The sequence below is a fragment of the Streptomyces sp. NPDC058246 genome, assembly GCF_042881985.1.
Lineage (GTDB): Bacteria > Actinomycetota > Actinomycetes > Streptomycetales > Streptomycetaceae > Streptomyces.
The window spans coordinates 151,191-172,435 of record NZ_JBHVWZ010000012.1; the positions used below are offsets into that span (position 1 = coordinate 151,191).

The 21,245-nt window shown below is 71.6% G+C and carries 16 protein-coding genes and 1 pseudogene; 7 read left to right on the plus strand and 10 right to left on the minus strand.

Annotated elements, in window-relative coordinates:
- Positions 1-44: 44 nt before the first annotated feature.
- Positions 45-1,475, minus strand: coding sequence for a lipase maturation factor family protein (locus tag ACFVXA_RS19800; protein WP_390025827.1), 1,431 nt, complete (start codon positions 1,473-1,475; stop codon positions 45-47).
- A 372-nt stretch (positions 1,476-1,847) separates the two neighbouring features.
- On the opposite strand from ACFVXA_RS19800, the gene ACFVXA_RS19805 reads away from it, so the two are divergent.
- The 3 genes from ACFVXA_RS19805 (at position 1,848) to ACFVXA_RS19815 (ending at position 6,920) form a co-directional block, all read left to right on the plus strand.
- Complete coding sequence (locus ACFVXA_RS19805) at positions 1,848-3,218, plus strand: DUF6777 domain-containing protein (RefSeq protein WP_390025829.1); 1,371 nt, start codon at positions 1,848-1,850, stop codon at positions 3,216-3,218.
- Between the two features lie 75 nt (positions 3,219-3,293).
- Positions 3,294-5,369, plus strand: coding sequence for a SpoIIE family protein phosphatase (locus ACFVXA_RS19810; RefSeq protein ID WP_362023135.1), 2,076 nt, complete (start codon positions 3,294-3,296; stop codon positions 5,367-5,369).
- Between the two features lie 690 nt (positions 5,370-6,059).
- Entirely contained in the window at positions 6,060-6,920 is an 861-nt protein-coding gene (locus ACFVXA_RS19815) for an Fpg/Nei family DNA glycosylase (RefSeq protein ID WP_384018569.1), read from the plus strand.
- Between the two features lie 34 nt (positions 6,921-6,954).
- On the opposite strand, the gene ACFVXA_RS19820 is transcribed toward ACFVXA_RS19815, so the two are convergent.
- From ACFVXA_RS19820 to ACFVXA_RS19830, 3 genes are all read right to left on the minus strand, one after another.
- A complete protein-coding gene (locus ACFVXA_RS19820; protein WP_383740698.1) occupies positions 6,955-7,605 on the minus strand; it encodes a zf-HC2 domain-containing protein in 651 nt (216 codons plus the stop codon).
- A 189-nt stretch (positions 7,606-7,794) separates the two neighbouring features.
- Positions 7,795-8,310, minus strand: coding sequence for a hypothetical protein (locus tag ACFVXA_RS19825; RefSeq protein ID WP_362023129.1), 516 nt, complete (start codon positions 8,308-8,310; stop codon positions 7,795-7,797).
- 145 nt (positions 8,311-8,455) lie between these two features.
- Positions 8,456-9,004: a sigma-70 family RNA polymerase sigma factor gene (locus ACFVXA_RS19830; protein WP_362023126.1), complete on the minus strand. Its 549-nt coding sequence runs from the start codon at positions 9,002-9,004 to the stop codon at positions 8,456-8,458.
- A gap of 881 nt (positions 9,005-9,885) precedes the next feature.
- On the opposite strand from ACFVXA_RS19830, the gene ACFVXA_RS19835 reads away from it, so the two are divergent.
- On the plus strand, positions 9,886-11,043 hold the full coding sequence (locus tag ACFVXA_RS19835; protein WP_384399008.1) for a CapA family protein: 1,158 nt from the start codon (positions 9,886-9,888) through the stop codon (positions 11,041-11,043).
- Here ACFVXA_RS19835 and ACFVXA_RS19840 read toward each other — a convergent pair.
- Together ACFVXA_RS19840 and ACFVXA_RS19845 are read right to left on the minus strand one after the other, a co-directional pair.
- Entirely contained in the window at positions 11,030-12,460 is a 1,431-nt protein-coding gene (locus ACFVXA_RS19840) for an amino acid permease (RefSeq protein WP_362023121.1), read from the minus strand. The genes ACFVXA_RS19835 and ACFVXA_RS19840 overlap by 14 nt on opposite strands.
- Positions 12,461-12,566: 106 nt before the next feature.
- Positions 12,567-13,031 (minus strand): universal stress protein, encoded by a 465-nt coding sequence (locus ACFVXA_RS19845; RefSeq protein ID WP_362023118.1) that lies wholly within the window; start codon positions 13,029-13,031, stop codon positions 12,567-12,569.
- Between the two features lie 101 nt (positions 13,032-13,132).
- On the opposite strand from ACFVXA_RS19845, the gene lysX reads away from it, so the two are divergent.
- Both lysX and ACFVXA_RS19855 read left to right on the plus strand, forming a co-directional pair.
- Positions 13,133-16,411, plus strand: a complete 3,279-nt coding sequence (gene lysX / locus ACFVXA_RS19850) for a bifunctional lysylphosphatidylglycerol synthetase/lysine--tRNA ligase LysX (protein ID WP_384399006.1) — start codon at positions 13,133-13,135, stop codon at positions 16,409-16,411.
- An 81-nt stretch (positions 16,412-16,492) separates the two neighbouring features.
- The gene (locus tag ACFVXA_RS19855; RefSeq protein WP_383740527.1) at positions 16,493-17,338 is read left to right on the plus strand and encodes a polysaccharide deacetylase family protein; all 846 of its coding nucleotides are present in this window, start codon (positions 16,493-16,495) and stop codon (positions 17,336-17,338) included.
- A 39-nt stretch (positions 17,339-17,377) separates the two neighbouring features.
- On the opposite strand, the gene ACFVXA_RS19860 is transcribed toward ACFVXA_RS19855, so the two are convergent.
- Entirely contained in the window at positions 17,378-18,040 is a 663-nt protein-coding gene (locus ACFVXA_RS19860; RefSeq protein ID WP_362023110.1) for a class F sortase, read from the minus strand.
- A 734-nt stretch (positions 18,041-18,774) separates the two neighbouring features.
- On the opposite strand from ACFVXA_RS19860, the pseudogene ACFVXA_RS19865 reads away from it, so the two are divergent.
- Positions 18,775-19,179: pseudogene (locus ACFVXA_RS19865) on the plus strand (hypothetical protein); the annotation flags it as partial.
- A 149-nt stretch (positions 19,180-19,328) separates the two neighbouring features.
- Here ACFVXA_RS19865 and ACFVXA_RS19870 read toward each other — a convergent pair.
- The 3 genes from ACFVXA_RS19870 to ACFVXA_RS19880 all read right to left on the minus strand — a co-directional run bounded on the left by ACFVXA_RS19870 (position 19,329) and on the right by ACFVXA_RS19880 (position 21,069).
- Positions 19,329-19,934, minus strand: coding sequence for a hypothetical protein (locus tag ACFVXA_RS19870; RefSeq protein WP_390025831.1), 606 nt, complete (start codon positions 19,932-19,934; stop codon positions 19,329-19,331).
- A 226-nt stretch (positions 19,935-20,160) separates the two neighbouring features.
- A complete protein-coding gene (locus ACFVXA_RS19875; protein WP_389934773.1) occupies positions 20,161-20,925 on the minus strand; it encodes a hypothetical protein in 765 nt (254 codons plus the stop codon).
- A 15-nt stretch (positions 20,926-20,940) separates the two neighbouring features.
- The gene (locus ACFVXA_RS19880) at positions 20,941-21,069 is read right to left on the minus strand and encodes a hypothetical protein (protein ID WP_384018556.1); all 129 of its coding nucleotides are present in this window, start codon (positions 21,067-21,069) and stop codon (positions 20,941-20,943) included.
- Positions 21,070-21,245: the final 176 nt, after the last annotated feature.

The window sequence follows — 21,245 nt, forward strand, 5'->3', positions numbered from 1 at the left end:
GCGTGCCGAGACCCGCGCCTCCGGCAGGATCCGCCGGACCGGTCCTAGTAAGGAACGTGGTGCTCGTCCGCCGTCTCCAGCCGGGTCGGCGGCAGGAAGTCGCGTACGTACGTCCGGTGCCAGCAGGCGCCCGTCTCCCGGAGCTCGTGCCAGGTCGTGTAGCGGTAGCGGAACAGGCGGGCGCGGACGTAGCGGGGCGGGGCGTCGGCGGGGAACGGGGAGCGGCGCAGCAGCCGTAGTGTGTCGCGGTCGTTCTCCAGGAGCCGCTCCACCAGGCCCGAGAACCATGCACCGGCGTACGCGGGGGAGAGCGCCGCGAACCACATCAGCCAGTCGAGCCGCAGATGGTAGGGCGCGAACTGGCGCGGCCAGTACCGTGGATCGCCCGGCTTGCCCTTGAACTCGTACTCCCGCCACTCGGAGTCCTCGCGCGGCATGCCGTCCGCCGTGCCCTCGACGACCACCTCGTAGCGCACTCGGCTGACGCTGCCGAACGCTCCATAGGTGTTGACCAGGTGGAGCGGGTCGAAGGAGCGGTTCATGACCTGGCGCCGGGAGACCAGATTGCGCGCCGGACGGTAGCTGAGGGCCACCAGCCCCGTGGACACGGCGAGGACCACGACCTCGTACCACAGCGGTGGGGCGGCCACCTGCGGGGGAGTGGCGGGGAGCCGGACCGCGGACAGGGCGAGCACGATGGTGATCCAGTTCAGCCAGGCGAAGTTGCCGGACAGGACCAGCCACAGTTGGGTGAGGATCATCAGCGACGCGGCGGCCGTCGCGATCGGCTGCGGGGTGAACAGCAGGATCGGGACCGCGAGTTGGGTGACGTGATTGGCGGCCACCTCGACCCGGTGGAACGGCTTCGGGAGATGGTGGAAGAACCAGCTCAGCGGGCCCGGCATCGGCTGCGTCTCATGGTGGTAGTCCAGGCAGGTCAGCTTCCGCCAGCAGGCGTCGCCCCGCATCTTGATCAGCCCGGCACCGAACTCGACGCGGAACAGCACCCAGCGCAGCAGGAAGAGGACGACGATCGGCGGGGCCACCTCGTCGTTGCCGAGGAAGACCGCGACGAATCCCACCTCCAGGAGCAGTGACTCCCAGCCGAACGAGTACCACGTCTGGCCGACGTTGACGATCGACAGATACAGCCCCCACGGGACGAGCCACAGCAGCATCCCGCCCCAGAGCGGCAGTTGTGAGTCCAGGCCCGCGACCAGTGCCACCGACACCGCGCAGCCCGTCCAGGCCCAGGCCGCGTAGAAGCGGTCCGAGTAGTGCCAGTGGAACACGCTCGGCGCCTGACGGAACGGCACGCGCCGTACGTAACGCGGAACCGGCAGCATCCCGCGCTCCCCCGTCAGCGCGCGGAACTGCCGCGCCGCGCCCAGGAACGCGACGAGGTACACGACGGCCAGCGCCCGCTGGAAGACCAGCCGGCTCAGCCAGTACTCGGGGGCGACGAACCACTGCACGTCGAGCGCTCCTCTCCCTTCCATTGTGACGCTCGGTGACTTCCTCCGCTTGCGTGCGCCAACTGAGCGACGCAGACAATGGTGGACGAATTGCCCGGAAGGAACGGGAGAACACGGAGAACACGGGAGAACGCGGTGCACAGACCCACCAGAAGCGGGGCGCACAGACCCCCCGGAGCCGAGGAACACATACCCGCCGGCACGCTGTCACACAGCCGCGCCGGAACCGCGGGGCCCGTGCCCAGGGGGATCGGGGAGCCCGCATTTACGGGGGCCGGGGAGCCCGTACCTGTGCGGCCCGGGGAGCCCGTGAGTACGGGGGCCGGGGAGCCAGTGCCGGCGGGACCAGTGGCCGCGGGAGTCGTGGAGCCCGTGCCCACCGGAACCGTGGCGCGCGCAGCCGTCAGAGCCCTCCTCACGGCCTGTGCGCTCTCGGTGGCGCTGCTCGTCGCCGGGTGCGGTGGCGTCCAGCAGAAGGGCAGGGCGGCGTCCGGGGGATCCGGCGGCGAGCTCTTCCTCCAGTCGGTCGCGGACCCGGGCCCCGACCCCTTCACCGACTCCACCGCCATCGCGCCGCGCGTCACCCGAACGCCGCAATCGATGTCCACCGGCGGCATCTCCGACGCCGAGGGCGTGCGGTCCCTCTCGGGCGCCACGCCGGGCCTCTACGGCGGCACCCGGAACGCCGGCAGCTGCGACGTCGAGCGGCAGACCCGCTTCCTCACCGAGGACCCGCGCAAGGCGCGCGCCTTCGCCCAGGCCTCGGGCATCTCCGAGGCCTCCGTCCCGGACTTCCTGCGCGGTCTCACCTCGGTCGTCCTGCGCGCCGACACACGGGTCACCGACCACGGGTTCCACGACCGGCAGGCGACGAGTTTCCAGTCGGTGCTCCAAGTCGGCACCGCCGTCCTCGTCGACAACCGGGGCGTGCCCCGCCTCCGCTGCGCCTCCGGCAACCCGCTCGACCGGCCCGCCGCGCTCGAGGGGACCCCGGGCACCCAGGGCCGGCCCTGGTCCGGATACCGGCCCACCCAGGTGGTCGAGGTGTCCCCGGCGCCCACTGTGATCACCAACATCACGATCATCAACGTCGCCGACAACTCCTGGATCGAGCGCAGGATCGGCGACGACGGCCACCACGATCACGTCGTACGTCCGCCGGGCGACGGGACACGGACCCCGAGGCCGGACCTCTCGTCGCCCAGCGCCTCCCCGCACGAGGAACACCCCCTGCCCGGCGAGTCGCCGACAGACTGCGGTGCGCCGCCAGCCGGTACGGTGCCGCGCGCGCCGGAACCGGCCGAAACCGCCCCGGCCGAGACCCCGGACTCCGAGTTCGCGCTCTCCGACTCGGCGAGACTCGACTCCCCGGCGACCGAGCCCTCGGATTGCGCCGGACCCAGCCTCACGGCCCCGCCGACGACGGATCCCGGAAGCGGGCTCCCCCCTTCGCAAGAGCCTCCGCCGAACGGGACGCCTTCGAACGGGACGCCTTCGAGCGGGCCGCCCTCGAACGAGAGCACCGCTCCGGGTACGGACCCGACCTCCCCCGACCGGTCCGCGTCCCAGGAGCCCTCGTCACCGTCCGCCCCGTCGAGCGAGTCGAGCCCGTCCGACGAGGACATCGGCCCGGACACCGTCCCGGACAGCCCCGACCTCCCCGACGGCGGCGGTCTCATCCCGGAGGAGCCACCGTCCGCGGAGAGCATCTTCGACGCCCCGACCGACATCTTCGACAGCTGAGCCCGCGCTCGGCCGGGGAGCCCGTAGGCGGGCTCCCCAGTCGAATAATCGGGTAAATCCTGGCAAGGTGGCCCCATGGTTGATCGGGGAGCGAGCGCCCTGTCACTCCCGGACGACTGGCCCGCCCACCCGGATCCGATCCTGGCGCTCAATCGCATGGGCAGCTTCGACTGGGACCTGGACACCGGTCAGATGCTGATGGACGCCCGGGCCCACGAGGTCTTCGACGTGCGCCCCGACGAGTTCGACGGAAACCCGGCGACCCTCGGCATGCGTGTGCCACCGGGCGAGGGACAACGCCTCGACACGATGGTGTCCCACGCCCTCAAGGACGGCAGCGAGAACTACGGCGCCTACTTCCGCATCCGCCGCCGCGACGGCACCCTGCGCTGGACCCACACCCAGGGCTACATCCGCCGCGACGAGACCGGCAGACCGCGCCGGATCATCGGCATCGTCCGCGACGCCACCGACGAGCTGAGCGAGAGCGCCGAGCGCCGCGAGCAGGCCGCCCAGGACGAGGCCCGGCGCCAGCAGACGAACGTCGTCCAGATGACCACGGCGGCCCTCGCGCACGCCCGCACCGTCCAGGACGTCATCGACGTCCTGGAGGACACCCACGGCCTCACCCACCTGGGGGCGACGAGCCTGGTCATGGGCCTGGTGGAGGCCGGACGCGTCCGCATGGTCGCCACGGGCCCCCAGGCCAGCTACGTGCCCGGCACCCGGGTCACCCGCCTCGACGCGAAGTACCCGATGAACGAGGTCGTACGGACGCTCACCCCGCACTTCATCGAGTCGCCCGAGGAGTTCGCCGAGTCCTACCCCCTGCTGTGGCCGAACATCACCGACCTGAAGATCACCTCGGCCGCGTATCTGCCGCTGATCGTGCAGGCCAGGCCCATCGGCGCGATCGGCCTGCTCTACAACGACCGGTACGGCTTCACGTCGGAGGAGCGCAACGTCCTCGTCGCGCTCGGCAGCAGCATCGCCCAGAGCCTCCAGCGGGCCATGTTCTACGAGCAGGAGAAGGACCTCGCCCAGAGCCTCCAGCAGGCCATGCTGCCGCGCTCCATCCCCGACGTGCCGGAGGCCGACATCGCCGTCCGCTACCGCTCGGCGTCCTTCGGCCGGGACATCGGCGGTGACTGGTACGACGTGATCCCGCTGCCCGGCGGGCGGGTCGGCGCCGTCATCGGCGACGTCCAGGGCCACGACACCCATGCGGCGGCGGTCATGGGCCAGCTGCGCATCGTGCTGCGCGCCTACGCCGCCGAGGGCCACACCCCCGCCACCGTGATGGCCCGCGCGTCGGTCTTCCTGCACGAGCTCGACACCGACCGCTTCGCGACCTGCCTGTACGCCGAGGCCGACATGTCCACCGGGGTGGTCCAGGTGGTGCGCGCCGGCCACATCGACTCGCTGGTCCGGCAGACCGACGGAAGCTGTCGGCGCCTGAGCGTCGAGGGGGGCCTGCCGCTCGGGCTGTCCGCCGAGTTCGGCCGCCTGGAATACCCGGTCGACACCGTCGAACTCGACCCCGGACAGACCCTGCTGCTGTGTACCGACGGCCTCGTCGAGCAGCCGGGCATCGACCTCGACGAGGGCATGCACACCCTCATGGAACTCATCCGTACGGGTCCCGACGACGTCAGCGACCTCGCCGACCGGCTCATCGACGTGGCCGAGGCACGCGGCGGCGAGGACGACGTCGCGCTGCTGCTCCTGCGCCGCCGCGGTCTCGCCCCCCAGCAGTCCGGCGGCCGGCTTCAGCAACATGTCGCGCCGGGCGACCCCGAGGCGCTCACCGGCGCCCGGCACATGATCGCCGCTGCCGTGCGCGCCTGGGGTGCCCGCGAACGGGCCGACGAGATCGAGCTCGTCGCCGACGAACTGATCACCAACGCGCTGATGCACACCGAGGGCTCCGCCATTGTCACCCTGCGCGTCCTGACCGGCCCCGACCGCCGGCTGCGCGTCGAGGTCGAGGACTCCTCCAGCGCCCTGCCGCGCCGCCGCGAGGCCGGCGAGTCCGGAGTCTCCGGCCGCGGCCTCCTCCTCGTCGACCGACTGGCCGACGTCTGGGGCGTGGAGGCCCGCGGCAGGGGCAAGTGCGTGTGGTGCGAGTTCACCGTCCCGGAACGCGACTGACCACCCGCGGCCCCGGACCCCCGCCCGGTGGTGGGTGTGGGGTGGCATTCGGTAGGGCCTCGCGGGGGGTGGGTGTGGCGCGGTGCTCCTGATGGCCGAGTGGGTGGTGGGTGTGGGGTGGCGTTCCGTATGGCCTCGCCGGCGGTGGATACGGCGCGGTGCTCCCGATGGCCTCGCGGGTCGTGGGTGCGGCGCGGTGTTCCCGATGGCTGCGCGGACGGTGGGCGCGGGGCGGCCTTCCCGATGGCCGCGTCGGCGGCGTCCGGAGCCGCCCCGGCCCCCACGGGTGCTGGGGCCGCGCCGGCCGTGCCCGGAGCTACCCCGGCCCCCACCGGGCGCTCCGGCAGGGGACGCTCCCACGGGACGCGCCCGCAGCACCCCGACGACGGGCCCTGGCGACGGGCCCCGGCGACGGTCCTCGGCGTCGGGCCTCGGCCTCGGCGGCTCCGCGCGCCGGGAGGTCTACCGGGACGAGAGGCCGCCCACGGCCTCGACCCCCGCCGGAGGCGACCCCACCGCGCGGCGGGCCATTCCTGGCCCGACGTTGAGCGCCCCCAGGCCCGGCACAGGACAGCCGGCGCACGCCGACCGGGACGCAGACCGGGACGCCGTCAGGCGGTCGTACGGCCGCCTGAGCCGGACCGAGCCGGTTCGCCTGGTGTTGTCGGTGCCGGGTGGCACTCTGGAGCTATGCCGGAACTGCCCGAGGTCGAAGCGCTCAAGGACTTCCTGGCCGACCATCTCGTCGGCCGTGAGGTCGTGCGCGTGCTGCCCGTCGCCATCAGCGTCCTGAAGACGTACGACCCGCCCGTCAGCGCCTTCGAGGGCCGCGAGGTCACGGCCGTGCACCGACACGGCAAGTTCCTCGACATAGAGGCGGACGGGCTGCATTTCGTGACGCACCTGGCCCGCGCGGGCTGGCTGCACTGGAAGGACACGCTGCCCGACGGACCGCCCCGCCCCGGCAAGGGCCCGCTGGCGCTGCGCGTCGCGCTGGACACCGGTGAGGGCTTCGACCTCACCGAGGCCGGCACCCAGAAGCGGCTCGCGGTGTACGTCGTCCGGGACCCGGCGGAGATCCCGGGCGTGGCTCGCCTGGGCCCCGACCCGCTCGCCGACGACTTCGACGAGACCCGCTTCGCGAAGCTCCTCGAGGGCGAGCGGCGTCAGCTCAAGGGCGCCCTGCGCGACCAGAGCCTGATCGCGGGTGTGGGGAACGCGTACAGCGACGAGATCCTGCACGCCGCCAAGATGTCGCCCTTCAAGCTCGCCTCCTCGCTGACCCCCGAGGAGACCCGACGTCTGTACGAGGCGCTGCGCGCCACGCTCACCGAGGCGATCGAGCGCTCCCGCGGGGTGGCCGCCGGACGCCTGAAGGCGGAGAAGAAGAGCGGGCTGCGCGTGCACGGCAGGGCGGGCGAGCCCTGTCCGGTGTGCGGTGACACCATCCGCGAGGTGTCCTTCAGCGACTCGGCCCTGCAGTACTGCCCGACCTGCCAGACGGGAGGGAAGCCACTCGCGGACCGCAGATTGTCCCGGCTCCTCAAGTAGCCGCGGGGCGCCCTGGACGTTCACCGGCAGGTGATCAGCGGGACTTGAGCGTCACCAGGTGCTTGCCGTCCGTCGTGCGCACCTCGAACCGGCTGATCTCATCGGATCGCAGCGCGGCGCCGCCCTGCATGCTGGTGGCCTTGCCGTTTTGAGGCTGCGCCATCCAGCTCGTCACCGTCTGCTCCGAGCCGTCCTTGCCCACGACGACGAGCTGACAGGGACGAGGACCCGCGGCGTCCTTGACCTCGACGTCGACCTGACTGCCCCAGACCCGGTCCTGGGCCGTGACCTGGGCCCACACCCCGGTCTGCGTGTCCGTCGCGGCGATCTGGGTCGACTGCGGGTCGTGCGCGGTGACGATCGCGATCGCGGGACCGCCCGCCGCGAACACCACGGAGGCCGCGACCGCGTACAGCCAGCGCCTGCGCCCGGCCCGGTGCCGGGCCGCGACCTCGCCGAGCAGCCGGTCGAGAAGCCGGGGCCCGGGGGCGGCGAAGGGGTGCACGGAGCGCGGGGTGGCCCGGCGGTACAGCATCAACTGCCGTGTCGCGGGCCGGAACTCACTCACGTGCGCCGCGCAGCTGGGGCACTCCATGAGGTGGTCCTCGAAGCGGAAGGCATCCGCCTCGTCCAGCACGCCGAGCGCGTAGGCGCCGACGTCACGATGCCGTTCCAGGGACCTCATACCGAATACCGAATCCTCGTGGCGATAGTGCGGGGTGGGGGTGGTGTTGCTGTTGCCCACCGGTACGCACCAGACCGACGAATCACTCAAGACCCGTCCGGAATAACGGCAAGGACATTCGGAGCGCGAGGGCCCGCGGATTGGTGAGAGCTCAGAAAATTTGCCCGGACGTGTGGCCGGGCAAGGTCGTCAGAAGAGGTGGATCGCCAGATGCCCCAGGGGCAGCCCCAGCCGCCAGGCGGGCGTCCACACCTTCGGACCGTCGTCCTCGCCCGGCACGGGGCCGCCACCGGGCACCGCGTCCAGGTCGGGGGCGAGCAGCTCGGTCTCCTCCAGCCACCGCCAGGCCGCCGACGCCAGCTCCAAGTCCGGAGCGGGGCCGGCCGATTCCACCGCCTCGGCGGCGAGCCGCGCCATGCGCTCGCGCACCCAGTCCTGCCACGGCTGGTCGTACGCCGTCAGCGAAAGCCAGGTCTCCAGCTGTGTGACGACCCGGATACCGGAGAGCTCACCGGCGCTGTCGGAGAGGAAGATGGTCAGCGCCAGCGCGTCGCGCCCGGCGCGGAACTCGAAGGACGTGGGCGGCATCAGGTCGCCGGTCCGCAACAGTTCGTCGGCGATGTACTCGGCGTACAACCACGCCATGGGCACGGTGAGTTCCCCACCGCCGGTGCCGTCCGTGCTCTCTTGACCTCTGTGCAGCATCCCTTCCCGCCTTCCTCCGGTGTGCCTGCGCGTCGCCCCACCCCCGGGCCCGGGCCCCCAATCCGGAACACGGATGAGGACAGCTGAGTGCTCAACCGTGGTCCTCAGCAAGGCGCTTTACGGAGGTTTGACTCAGCCTTCGGTTTCACCGCAGGTCGGCTGCGTATTCCGGAAGAACCCGGCGCAGGGCGCGCAATGCGTAGTACGCACGGGACTTCACCGTACCGGGCGGAATTCCGAGCGCCGCGGCGGCCTCGGCCACACTCGCCCCACGGAAGTACACCTGCACCAGGACTTCACGGTGCTCGGGAGTGAGTGTCTTCACAGCCTCCCGTACATCGAGCGTCGCCGCGGACCGTTCGGCGTGATCCGCGCAGACCCGGGCGCTCTCCAGCACCGCGTCCCCGACCTCCGGGGGGCGCGCCTGGCGGGCCCGGCGTGCGTCTATGGCGAGCCGCCGTCCGACGGTGAGCAGCCAGGGGCGTACCGAGTCGAATTCGTCGGCACGCAGTGCCTCGGGGTGCTGCCAGGCGCGTACGAAGGTCTCCTGCACCAGGTCCTCGGCGCGCTGCCGGTCGCCGTCGGACAGGCGCAGCAGCAGCGCGAAGAGCGGCCGGCCGTGCTCGCGCTGCAGCGCGGCCAGCTCGTGCTCGGCGGTCGTCCCGTGCGTGATGGTGGTGGTTCCGGCCGTCATGGCGTGTATGCCAGCGGGTGCCGCGCCGCGGGGACAGGGGCGGGGCATGGTTGTGCGGTGGGCGGTCGATGCGGTCGGTGAGCGGTGCGGTGAACGGTCCGCCGGGCGGTTGGGGGCCCTCCGGCCGTCGCCGGCGGCGCCGGTGCGGCGCGCCCGCCACCAGGGTGGCGCCCCTGATGGAAGCTGAGCTGCCGACGTCATCCTCGGTGGTGGTGGCGGGCCCGAGCACCCCGGCGCGGACCGCCCGGCGAGCGCCTCCCGTACCCGCGCAGCGCCTCCGGTACCCGACCGTCGGGGGCCGACGCACCCCCTCAGCCCCCGGACCCCGCATCGCCCCCACGGGCGCGAGCACCGCGGCGCGGGACCGCCCGGCGAGCGCCCCCCGGTACCCGCGCAGCGCCTCCCGGACCCGCGCAGCGCCTCCGGTACCCGACCGTCGGGGGCCGACGCACCCCCTCGGCCCCCGGACCCCGCATCGCCCCCACGGGCGCGAGCACCGCGGCGCGGGACCGCCAGGCGAGCGCCCCCCGGTACCTGCGCAGCGCCTCCAGTACCCGCGCAGCGCCTCCGGCACTCGACCGTCGGGGGTGGGCGCACCCCCTCGGCCCCCGCACCGCCCCCCAACGGGCGCGAGCACCGCGGCGCGGGACCGCCCGGCGAGCGCCTCCCGGTACCTGCGCAGCGCCTCCAGTACCCGCCCAGCGCCTCCGGTACCCGACCGTCCGGGGTCCGACGCACCCCCTCGGGGCCCGCACCCCGCATCGCCCCAACGGGCGCGTCCTGCCTCGCCGGACGGGCTAGCGGCGGTCGTGGCTCCTTGACTCCCGGCCGCCCTTACCTGTCGATTCATAATCAAATCCGACTGTATCGGGGCGAGAGCGATGACCACACGCAGGCGACGACCGACCACCTTGGCCCTCGCGGCCGTACTCCTCGCGGGCGCCGCGGGCTGCCAGGCGACCGAGCAGGCGCCGGCCCGGCACGGCAGCCGGCCCGCGCCCTCCTCCGCCACCCGCGGATTCACCCTCGTGGCCTCCGGCGACGTACTGCCGCACAGCTCGATCATCGAGCGGGCGAGCTACGACGCGGGAGGCAACGGATACGACTTCCGGCCGATGCTCGCGGCGGTGCAACCCGTCGTCTCCGGCGCCGACCTGGCGATCTGTCACATGGAGACCGTGTACGGCGCGGACGGCCAGTACACCGACCAGCCGATCTTCAAGTCCCCGCCGCAGATCGCCGACGCACTCGCGGCGACCGGCTACGACAGCTGCTCGACCGCCTCGGAACACACCCTGGACGACGGCACCGACGGTATCCGGCGCACCCTGGACGCGCTGGACCGCGCGGGCGTCCGGCACGCGGGATCGGCGCGCACGCCGCAGGAGGCGACCATCGCCACCCTGATGCGCGCGGGCGACGCCAACGTGGCGCACCTCGCGTACACCCTGGGCACCAACGGGTCCCCGCCGCCGGACCAGCCCTGGGCCGTCAATCTGATCGACCCCGCCAGGATCGTCGCGGACGCCCGTGCCGCCCGGAAGGCGGGCGGCGACGTGGTCGTCGTATCCCTGCACTGGGGCACCGAATGGCAGGACGCGCCGGACGAGTGGCAGCTGCAGCTGAGCAAGGAGCTGACCGCCTCCCGGACCGACGGCAGGCCCGACATCGACCTGATCCTCGGCACGCACGCGCACGTCCCGCAGGCGTACGAGAAGGTCAACGGCACCTGGGTCGTCTATGGCATGGGAGACCAGATCGCCGGCGAGATGGTCAACAGCCGGCGCGTCGGGGACACGCGCGCCAACGAGAGCTCAATCGGGCGGTTCACCTTCGCCCCGCCCGCGCACCGGGGCGGCCGCTGGGAGGTGTCGAAGGCCGAGTTCATTCCGCAGGCCTTCGACATCGACGCCGGTCGCGTGGTGAACCTCAACGCCGCGCTGGACCAAGGGGCCGAGGTCGGCGCCGTACGCGACCGGATCCGGGACGTCGTCCTGAGCCGGGGCGCGGCCCAGGCCGGGCTCGTCATGGGGAAGTAGCCGTGGTGTCCTTCGCCAGCTCCGACCGCTTGTACGAGTATCCGAAGTAGATCACGCATCCGATCAGGAACCACACCGCGAACCGCACCCACGTCTGCCACTGCAGGAAGGTGATCAGCCAGATGGAGAAGATCACCCCCAGCGCGGGTACGACCGGCATCCCCGGGGTGCGGAAGGTGCGCGGCAGGTCGGGCCGGCGGTAGCGCAGCACGATCACCGCGACGCACACCACGACGAACGCCAGCAGGATCCCGATGTTGGTGAGTTCCGCCGCCTGGCCGATCGGCAGGAACCCGGCGATGGCGGCCGAGGCGAATCCGACGATCCACGTCACGCGGGTCGGCACATGGCGGGTGGGGTGCGTCTTCGCGAACCACTTGGGCAGCAGGCCGTCCCGGCTCATCGAGAACCACACCCGCGTGACGCCCAGCATGAACGTGAACATCACCGTGAGGATGCCGATGATCGCGCCGACCGCGATGACGTCCGCGAGACCGTTCAGGCCCACCGACTTGAAGGCGGTAGAGAAGCCGCTCTCCTTGTCGATCTCCTTGTAGTTCTGCATGCCGGTCAGGACCAGGCAGGCGGCCACGTACAGGACCATCGAGATCGCCAGGGAGTAGATGATCGCCTTCGGCATGTGCCGCTGGGCGTCCTTCGACTCCTCGGCCGCCGTCGACATGGCGTCGTACCCGAAGACCGCGAAGAAGACGGTCGCCGCACCCGTGAACGCCCCGCTGATCCCGTACGGGAAGAACGGGTTGTAGTTGCTCGTGTCGATGTGGAAGACGCCCACGCCGATGACGAGCAGGACGACCAGGACCTTCAGGATCACGACGACCGTCTCGAAGCGGGCCGCGTTCTTGATGCCCATGTTCAGCAGAGCCGCGATGACCAGGCACAGCACCGCGGCGAACAGGTCCACCCGGTGGCCGTCGCCGGTGCCGGGCGCCCCCAGCATCCAGGTCGGCAGATCGGCGCCCAGCTCCCCGATCAGGAAGCTGAAGTAGCCGGAGATGCCGATCGCGACCACGGCCACGATCGCGGTGTACTCCAGGAGCAGGTCCCAGCCGATGAACCAGCCGGCGAACTCGCCGAGCACCGCGTAGCCGTAGGTGTAGGCCGAGCCGGCCTTCGGGATCAGGCCCGCGAACTCCGCGTACGACAGGGCCGCCGCCGCGCTCGCCACGCCCGCGATGAGGAAGGAGACCAGGACCGCGGGGCCCGCCGTGCCGTTCGCGACCGTCCCGGCGAGCGTGAAGATGCCCGCGCCGATGATGCCACCGACCCCGATCGCGGTGAGCTGCCACAGCCCGAGCGACCGGTCGAGTTTCGGGCCCGCCCCGATTTCGGTCTCTTCGATGTGTTCGATGGGTTTGCGGCGGAGAATGCCCTCACCCATTCGGAGCCCGGCCATGAGCCTCACCTCTTCGCAGACGGTAATCGGCTGACGGCGGATCATGATGGCCCAGGGGCGGCGGCGACGGAAGATGCCACGCGAGCCGCGGACACCTCGAAAAGGGCTAGGGCACGACCGTGACCGGCCAGCGTCCCGCCTTGACGAGCCGGATCGCCACCGAACCGATGATCCGGTGTCCCGCCTGCTCGGAGGCGCCGACCACCACGGCGTCCGCCTTGAGCTCGTCCGCCGCCGTCACCAGGCCGTTGTAGGGGTCGCCACGGAAGGTGTGGAACTCCCAGCGGACGTCGAATATGCCCTTGACCCGCTCGGCCGCGTCCCGGATCTGCGCGGCGAGGTCCTCGGCGATCTCGTCGGTCGTCTCGGCGACGGGCACCCCGAGCGCCGCCCCCGCCGCCATCACCGGCTGGACGTACACGACGGCCAGCAGCGCGCGCTGCCGTCGGGCCAGGCCACCGGCATATGCCGCCGCGCGCAGCGAGGAGTCGGAGCCGTCCACCCCGACGACGATGACCTTGGGACCGTCCGTGCCCCGCTCGAAACCCTGCGAGTGCTGCTGTTCCGTCACGGCTGTGAGGCTATCGGAAACCGCAGGTCCCGACCCCGTGGGGGACACGGGGAAACGTGCTCGACGGGCGGGCACGCGCCGCCCTTCCTAGAGTCGAAACCATGAGTGCCACCGTGGAGGCCCGCCCACCGAAGGACGCCACAGGCCCGATACCACCGTCCCGGAGCGGCTTCCTCAGCAAGGTGCCCGAAGGCTTCGGGGCCTTCTTCGGCGCCCTCGGCCTCCTCTGCGCCCTGCTGGCCTTCATCGAGCCCCTCCGGGTCCTGCTGCGCCCCGTCGTGAACTTCCTCGACCTGCTGACCGTCCCGGTCAGCGCCAACCTGGCGTACGCCGTCTTCCTCTTCCTGCTCGCCGGCGCGACCGCCGCCCGCAAGAAGGTCGCCTGGTGGCTGGTCGTCGTCTACCTCGGAATCCTCGTCCTCGACGACATCCCCGACATCGCCCAGGGCGTCTACGCCCAGGCGCTTCCGTCGCTCGTCGTCTGCGGGCTCGCGCTGGTGCTGCTGATCGTGGCCCGCAAGGAGTTCTACGCCGCCCACCGGCGCGGCGCCGTCTGGCGGGCCCTCGCCGTACTGCTCGCCGGGCTCGGCGTGGCCATCCTGATCGGCTGGGGCCTGGTCGTGCTGTTTCCCGGCACCCTGCCGGAGGGCCGGCAGCTGCTGTGGGCGGCCAACCGGGTCTGCGGCGGCCTGGTCTCCGGGCGCTCCTTCGAGGGGAGTCCCCCGCGAGCCCTGTCCTTCCTCCTCGGCCTCTTCGGCGCCCTCGCCCTGCTCAACGCCGCCGCCACGCTCTTCCGCTCCCAGCGCATGGAGGCGGCCCTGCACGGCGACGAGGAGGCCCGCATCCGCGCCCTGCTGCACGCGTACGGCGCCGACGACTCCCTCGGCTACTTCGCCACCCGCCGCGACAAGGCCGTCGTCTTCTCGCCCAGCGGCAAGGCCGCCGTCACCTACCGCGTCGAGGCCGGTGTCTGCCTGGCCAGCGGTGACCCCGTCGGCGACCGCGAGGCGTGGCCGCACGCCATCGGCGCCTGGCTGGACGCGGCCCGCCGCTACGCCTGGGCACCAGCCGTGATGGGCGCCTCGGAGGACGGCGCGAAGGCGTTCGCGCGCTCCGGGCTCGGGGCGCTCCAACTCGGCGACGAGGCCATCCTGCACGTCGCCGACTTCGACCTGGACGGCCGCGACATGCGCGTGACCCGCCAGGCCGTCCACCGCGTCCGGCGCACCGGCGCCACCTGCCGGGTACGCCGTCACTCCACCCTCACCGACGAGGAGATGGAGGAGATCGTCGACAGGGCCGACGCCTGGCGCGACACCGAGACCGAGCGCGGCTTCTCGATGGCCCTCGACCGCCTAGGTGACCCCGCGGACGGCGACTGCCTCCTCGTCGAGGCGATCGGATCCGACGGCAAGCTCCTCGCGCTGCTCTCCTTCGTCCCCTGGGGCCGGGACGGCATCTCGCTCGACCTGATGCGCCGTGACCGCACCGCCCCCAACGGGGTCATGGAGTTCATGGTCGCGGAGCTGTGCGCGGTCGCGGGCACGGTCGGCGTGCGGCGCATCTCGCTCAACTTCGCGGTGTTCCGCTCGGTCTTCGAAGAAGGCGCGCGCATCGGCGCGGGACCGGTGCTCCGGCTCTGGCGCCGACTGCTCCTGTTCTTCTCCCGGTGGTGGCAACTGGAAGCGCTGTACCGCTCCAACGCCAAATACCACCCCGAGTGGTATCCCCGCTTCATCTGCTACGGCGAGACCGGCTCCCTCGCCCGCATCGGCCTGGCCTCCGGCATCGCCGAGGGCTTCGTCTCCGTACCCTCGCTGCGCAAGCTCTGGGGCAAGGGGAAGACCAAGGGCGGACCGGAACCCGCCACCACCACGGGCCTGCCGTCGCTGTCGTCTCTCGGCCTCGACGCAGGGGACGAGGCCGGGGGCGGCGATCCCACCGCCGGACTGCCCGACCAGGTCCGCATCCGGCACCGCACACTGGAGCGGCTCCGCGCCGAGGGCACCGACCCCTACCCGGTGGGCCTGCCCCCGCGCACCCACGCCCTCGCCGAGGTCCGCGCGGGCGACCGGGTGACCGTCGCCGGGCGGATCATCCTCGTCCGCGACTTCGGCGGCCTCGTCTTCGCCGTGCTGCGCGACTGGTCCGGCGACCTCCAACTCGCCCTCACCCGCGAGGACTCCGGGCCCGCACTCGACCGGTTCCGCAAGGACATCGACATCGGCGACCACGTCACGGCGACCGGCCGCGCGGGCACCAGCCACCAGGGGGAACCGACCGTCTTCGTCAGCTCCTGGCAGCTCATCGGCAAGTGCCTGCGCCCGCTGCCCGACAAACACCGGGGCCTCGCCGACCCCGAGGCCAAGGTCCGCCGCCGCTATCTCGACCTGGTCTCCAGCCCGGCCGCCCGCGAGGTCGTGCGGGCCCGCTCCACGGCCGTCCAGGCCCTGCGCCAGGGACTGCTGGACCGCGGCTATCTGGAGGTCGAGACCCCGATGCTCCAGCAGATCCACGGCGGCGCCAACGCCCGCCCGTTCACCACCCACATCAACGCCTACGACCTGAACCTCTATCTGCGCATCGCACCCGAGCTGTATCTGAAGCGGCTGTGCGTCGGCGGCCTGGAGAAGGTCTTCGAGATGGGCCGCACCTTCCGCAACGAGGGCGTCTCCTACAAGCACAACCCCGAGTTCACGATGCTGGAGGCCTATCAGGCCTTCGCGGACTACGACGTGATGCTCGACCTCACCCGCGAGCTGATCCAGGGCGCCGCGACCGCCGCCTTCGGAAGGCCCGTCGCCCGCAAGGACGGCACCGAGTACGACATCTCCGGGCCCTGGCCCGTCAAGACGGTGTACGGCGCCCTCTCGGAGGCCCTGGGGGAGGAGATCGGGGCCGGCACACCCCAGGAGACCCTGCTGCGACTGTGCGACCGGGCGGGCGTGCCGTACAGGGCGGACGACGGACGCGGTGACGTCGTACTGGAGATGTACGAACGGCTGGTCGAGGAGAAGACCCGGCTGCCCACCTTCTACAAGGACTTCCCGACCGATGTCTCCCCGCTCACCCGCCAGCACCGCGCCGACCCGCGCCTCGCCGAGCGCTGGGACCTCGTCGCCTTCGGCACCGAACTGGGCACCGCCTACTCGGAGTTGACCGACCCGGTCGAACAGCGCCGTCGGCTGACCGCGCAGTCGCTGCGCGCCGCCGGGGGAGACCCGGAGGCGATGGAGCTGGACGAGGACTTCCTCGACGCGCTGGAGTACGCGATGCCGCCCACCGGAGGCCTCGGCATCGGTGTCGACCGGCTGATCATGTTCCTCACCGGGCTGACCATCCGTGAGACATTGCCCTTCCCGCTGGTGCGCCGCCGCTGAAATGGTCCGAGCGGGTGCTTTCGTGGGTCCACACCGGTGTTGCTCAGCCGCGCCGCCCCTCCCCGGGGTGACTGATGAGTCATGAAAAAGGATCAGCTGCTCACCAGGCGCCGGGCGTTGATCGCCGGCGCCGCCGTCCTGGGCGCGGCCGGGGCGGCGGGCACGGCGCGCGTCCTGACGGACGAACCGGCCACCGAGCCGGTGCGGAAAGCCCCTGCGGTCTCGGGCCCGGAGGTGCGCAGCGCCCTCAAGCCCTCCGCCTACCGCCTCCAGCCGATGGCCGGATTCGCCCCCACGCGCAGCAGACCCGCCCGGACCGCCGTCCGGCACGAGCCGTTCCTGCGCATGTCCGCGCGCGGCCGGAACATGGTGCTGACCTTCGACGACGGCCCCGACCCGCGCTACACCCCGGACATCCTGCGCACGCTGCGCAAGTACGACGTGCGCGCGATGTTCTTCGTGTGCGGGGAGATGGCCGCCGACAACCAGGACCTGCTGAGCGAGATGGCCGACGACGGGCACGTCGTCGGCAACCACACCTGGACACACCCCCTGCTGACCCAGCTCTCGCGCTCCGAGATCCGCTCCGAGATCGAGCGCACCTGTGAGGTCATCGACGACGCCTACGGCGAGCCGCCCGTCTGGTTCCGCGCGCCGTACGGGGCCTGGAACCGGGCGGTCTTCCGGGTCGGCGCGGAATTCGGCATGGAGCCGCTGGCCTGGACCGTCGACTCGCTCGACTGGACCACCCCGGGCACCGACACGATCGTCGACCGGGTGGAGAGCGGCGCCGCCCCGGGGGTCGTCGTCCTCTCGCACGACGCGGGCGGTGACCGCTCACAGAGCGTCCGCGCGCTGCGCCGCTATCTGCCGCACCTGCTGGATTCCGGCTATCACTTCCACGTGCCGCGCCGGAAGTTCACCTGACGCGGACCACGGGCTTTCGCCCGCCCGGTCGTGGAACGCTCAGCGAACCTCGACCAGGCGGGCGAAAACGACGACGTTTCCGTCGTATCCGTGCTGCTTGGAGAAACCGCCCCCGCAGGTGATGATGCGCAATTCGGCGGTTCCCTTGCTGCTGTACACACGGTCGCCGGGGAAATTGCTCTTCGCGAAGACGTCGATGCCGTACACGTCGAACACGGCGATCTTTCCGTCCTTGCGCCGGACCTCTACCCGGTTTCCCTTCTTGAGCGCCCCGAGTCCATAGAAGACGGCGGGGCCCTGCATGTTGTCCACATGGCCCACGATCACGGCCGTGCCCTTTTCGCCGGGCGAGACCGCGCCGGTGAACCAGCCCGCGAGATTCGGGTCGTCCGGCGGCGGCGCGCCGACCCATCCGTCATTGTCCAGGCCCACCGGAATGACCGGCGCGTCGACCCGGATCGCCGGGATCCGCACCCGGTCGACCTGGGAGTACGGCAGCGGGGCCAGCCCGCTCGAGAAGGTGCCGACGGGGGTGCGGCTGTCCGCGGCCGCCGCGGAAGCGGGCTGCGGAGGGCCCACGTCGAACTCACCGGAACCATTCCGAATGAGTGCGAGACCGGTCAGCAGAACAAGCGCTATCACGCCCCACGGGGCTCGCTTCCTCCGCCGCTCCTCCTCTTCGGCCAGCTCGGACGCAGACATTCGCCATCCCCTCTCGACGCGGCCGTCGCCGCCTCCGTCGCGCGTATGAGAACGCTAAGTGCAGCTTGCTCGGAGGGCGACGGGGGGCGGGCGAACGGGTGGTGGAGCACCTCGGCCGTGCGCCATCCGAGTTGCCGCAGGCAGGAATTTTCTGACGGTCCGTGACCTGCGGCAATATCCGATTGTATGGAATTCTCTCGGCGTGTCCTCTCACCAGGACGGACCATTCTCGAAATGCGGCTCTGTGCACGGCATCTGAGGGTCTGATTGGGAGGCGTTTTCTCGCCGATCCACCGGGGACGGTTCCCGGGGCGTCTTCCGCGGAGGATCACATGCGAAACTCACGTGCCCTGGCGGCCGCGGTTGCGGTGGCCGCCGTCTTCGGGCCCGCCGCCCCCGCGGCCGTCGCGGACGGTATGGGCGGCACGGGCAATCAGAACAACAACGTGGGTGGCCTGGGCAACACCAGCGTTATTGTTCCGGGCAACAACTGGGGCGGCTTGGGCAACAACAACGGCTTCGGGCCGGGTAACAACGGGTTCGGCAACAACAACGGGTTCGGGCCGGGCAACGAACGTGGAGGCGGGCCGGGCAACAACGGGTTCGGCAACAACAATGGCTTCGGGCCGGGCAACGAACGTGGAGGCGGGCCGGGCAACAACGGGTTCGGCAACAACAACGGGTTCGGGCCCGGCAACGAACGCGAAAACGGCCGGGGCAACGAACGCTGGGGGCCTTCCAGGAACATCGTCGCCGTACCCAGCATCATCGCCGCCGGCGGCCGGCTGACGGTGACGGTCGACGACTGCCGGAACGGCGGCACCATGACCTCGCCCGGATTCCGGCGTGCCACCCTCTCGCGGGTCCCGGGCGACAACGACAGGGCGAGCGGAACGGTGACCGTCGCCCCTGACGCGCACCCCGGCACGTACGACATCAGGGTCGACTGCGTGGGCGCGAGCCGGCTGACCCGTCCGTCCGCCTTCACCGTCATCGGTGGTGCCCACGCCGGGTTCGGCGGCGGCAGCTCGACCGGCGCCACGCCCACCGACATGGCGATCGGCAGCGGTCTGGTGGCCGCGGCCGTCATCGGCGGCGGGGTGTACTGGATGCGCCGCAGGTCCGAGAAGAGGATCTGACGGCCTCGCCGTCGACGGACCGGTCCTCCCCTTCGGGACCGGCGTCCCCCTTCAGGACTCCGCACGTGACAGCTCTTCGCCCTGGATCCTTCCGAAGGGGTCCGGGGCGGAGGGCTGTGCCGTCGCGTAAGAAGCATCGCGCCACCGCCTCAGGAGTCGTCGTCCGCGCCGCGTCGGCGCGACAAGTGCCACGCCGTGCCGACGGAGCCGCCGATGAGCGCGGCGCCCAGGCCGATCTCCTTGAGGTCGAAGCCGCCGACGCTGCCGCCGACACCCGCCCTGACGCCCCGTTCGACCGGAACCGCGGCGGGCGTCAGGTCGGGGGGCGTCCGGCCGTCGTCGGAGCGGCCGGGGGCGATGGTGAGCTCGGTGTGGCCCCGCACGCCGTCGCACACGAACGTCACCTCGTACACCGCACCCGCTTTGGCGTCCCAGTCGACCGTGGCCCTGGCCGAGGACTGGCCCGGCGAGATGGTGACGGTCTCGAAGACCCCCGAGGAGACCGTGGCGCGGCTCTTGCAGCCCCCGTCCCGCTTCAGCAGCAGTGAGATCTGACCGCCCGCGGAGATGGCCGACGGCTCGACGCTGTAGCCGAACGGCGTGACGTTGTGATTGCCGGTGCCGGTGCTGGTCCCATTTCCGTTGCCGTTCGCGTGTCCGTTCCCGCCTCCGTTGTCTGCGACGGCGGCGGGCGCGGCGAACGTCAGGACGGCCACGGCCGGCAGTACGGCCGAAGCCATGGGTATCGCGCGCATGGTGCGCCTCCAGGTCCCCGAGGAGCCGTGCCGCGGACTTCTTCCGCTCGCGCCGGAAATGCACCTCGATGAACGGAACGCTAGGAAAGGGTGCGCGTGGGCGCGATCGCAGTCGCGCGAACGGGGCAATCGTGGGGGCCGTACGGGGGACGGTGTGCGTGCGGCCGGGTGACGGGCGCGGCGTGGCGCCCGTCCCCCGGCCGTCGGACGACTCCTGAGGATTCCGTCACCCGGGAAGGTGCGGGAACAGCGAGGTGAACGGTTCCGCCGACGCCGTGATGCCCCGGCTGTAGGGCGCGTCGAAGTCCCAGATCAGGAAGAGCAGGAAGGCGATCAGGGCGGAGAAGAGCCCGGCGAGGATCAGTTCGCGGGGGGTGCGCCGGATCTGCAGCGCGAAGACCATCCCGATGGTGACCACGGCGCCGGTGATCAGCCCGAACCACACCACGCCCGGCATGGTCGCCCCCGTCGAGTCGGAGCGGGCGTTGCGCGCGGCGTCCGCCGCCGTCACCTGGTCGACCAGCGGCTGGTACGCCTGAGCCTCGAAGTCCGACTTCGGCTGGTAGTCGGTGACGTCCTCGCGGACACGGTCCAGGAGCCGGCCGCCCTCGGCGGTCACATGGCCTTTGTCCGCCATGGTCTTCCACTCGGTGGTGACGACGTGGCTGACATACGCGTTGACGTCGCCCCGGATGCGGTCGCGCACGTCGGGCGGGTAGACGCGGACCCGCTCCGAAATCTCGTGCAGCGCCTGGGCCTCCGCCTGCACATGGTCCTGGGCGCCGCCGCGGGCCTCCCAGACACCGGCGATGGCCAGGCCGAGAACGATGGCGTACACGACGCCGATCATCATCGTCATGTACTCGATCACGTCCGGGGTCTCGGACGGATCGTCGTCCTCCCGGGCCGTGCGATGGCGTACGAGGGCCACGATGAGGACGACGACGCACGCGGCCGCCATCGCGAGGGCGAGAACAAGCCAATCCGACAAGGATGCCTCCAAGGGTCAGCGCGGGCGCAGCGCCGCGACGGCGAGCACCGCGGGCGCGGTGATGAGCAGGGTGAGCGAGACCAGCGACGGGCCACTGCGCGGCGGGTGCTTGCGCGGCGGGGTGTGGTACGCCGGGTAACTCACCGGGGACGGCGACAGCTTGGGGCGCTTCGGGGGCTTGGGCTCGGGGGGCCGGGGGCGCGCACTCGGCGTCGGCGTGGGGGCGGGCCGCGGCGCCACGGGTCGTGGTGTCGGCGCGGGAGGAGGCGGCGGCGGGGGAGGCGGCGGTTCGGGCTTCGGCGAGTGAGCGCGGGTGGGGG

What these genes read in the sequence shown, in the direction of transcription:
- ACFVXA_RS19810 (WP_362023135.1), top strand. Translation starts at nt 3,294, where the DNA reads ATGGTTGATCGGGGAGCGAGCGCCCTGTCACTCCCGGACGACTGGCCC.
- ACFVXA_RS19815 (WP_384018569.1), top strand. Translation starts at nt 6,060, where the DNA reads ATGCCGGAACTGCCCGAGGTCGAAGCGCTCAAGGACTTCCTGGCCGAC.
- ACFVXA_RS19820 (WP_383740698.1), bottom strand. Translation starts at nt 7,605, where the DNA reads ATGAGGTCCCTGGAACGGCATCGTGACGTCGGCGCCTACGCGCTCGGC.
- ACFVXA_RS19825 (WP_362023129.1), bottom strand. Translation starts at nt 8,310, where the DNA reads ATGCTGCACAGAGGTCAAGAGAGCACGGACGGCACCGGCGGTGGGGAA.
- ACFVXA_RS19830 (WP_362023126.1), bottom strand. Translation starts at nt 9,004, where the DNA reads ATGACGGCCGGAACCACCACCATCACGCACGGGACGACCGCCGAGCAC.
- ACFVXA_RS19835 (WP_384399008.1), top strand. Translation starts at nt 9,886, where the DNA reads ATGACCACACGCAGGCGACGACCGACCACCTTGGCCCTCGCGGCCGTA.
- ACFVXA_RS19840 (WP_362023121.1), bottom strand. Translation starts at nt 12,460, where the DNA reads ATGGCCGGGCTCCGAATGGGTGAGGGCATTCTCCGCCGCAAACCCATC.
- lysX (WP_384399006.1), top strand. Translation starts at nt 13,133, where the DNA reads ATGAGTGCCACCGTGGAGGCCCGCCCACCGAAGGACGCCACAGGCCCG.
- ACFVXA_RS19855 (WP_383740527.1), top strand. Translation starts at nt 16,493, where the DNA reads ATGAAAAAGGATCAGCTGCTCACCAGGCGCCGGGCGTTGATCGCCGGC.
- ACFVXA_RS19860 (WP_362023110.1), bottom strand. Translation starts at nt 18,040, where the DNA reads ATGTCTGCGTCCGAGCTGGCCGAAGAGGAGGAGCGGCGGAGGAAGCGA.
- ACFVXA_RS19870 (WP_390025831.1), bottom strand. Translation starts at nt 19,934, where the DNA reads ATGCGCGCGATACCCATGGCTTCGGCCGTACTGCCGGCCGTGGCCGTC.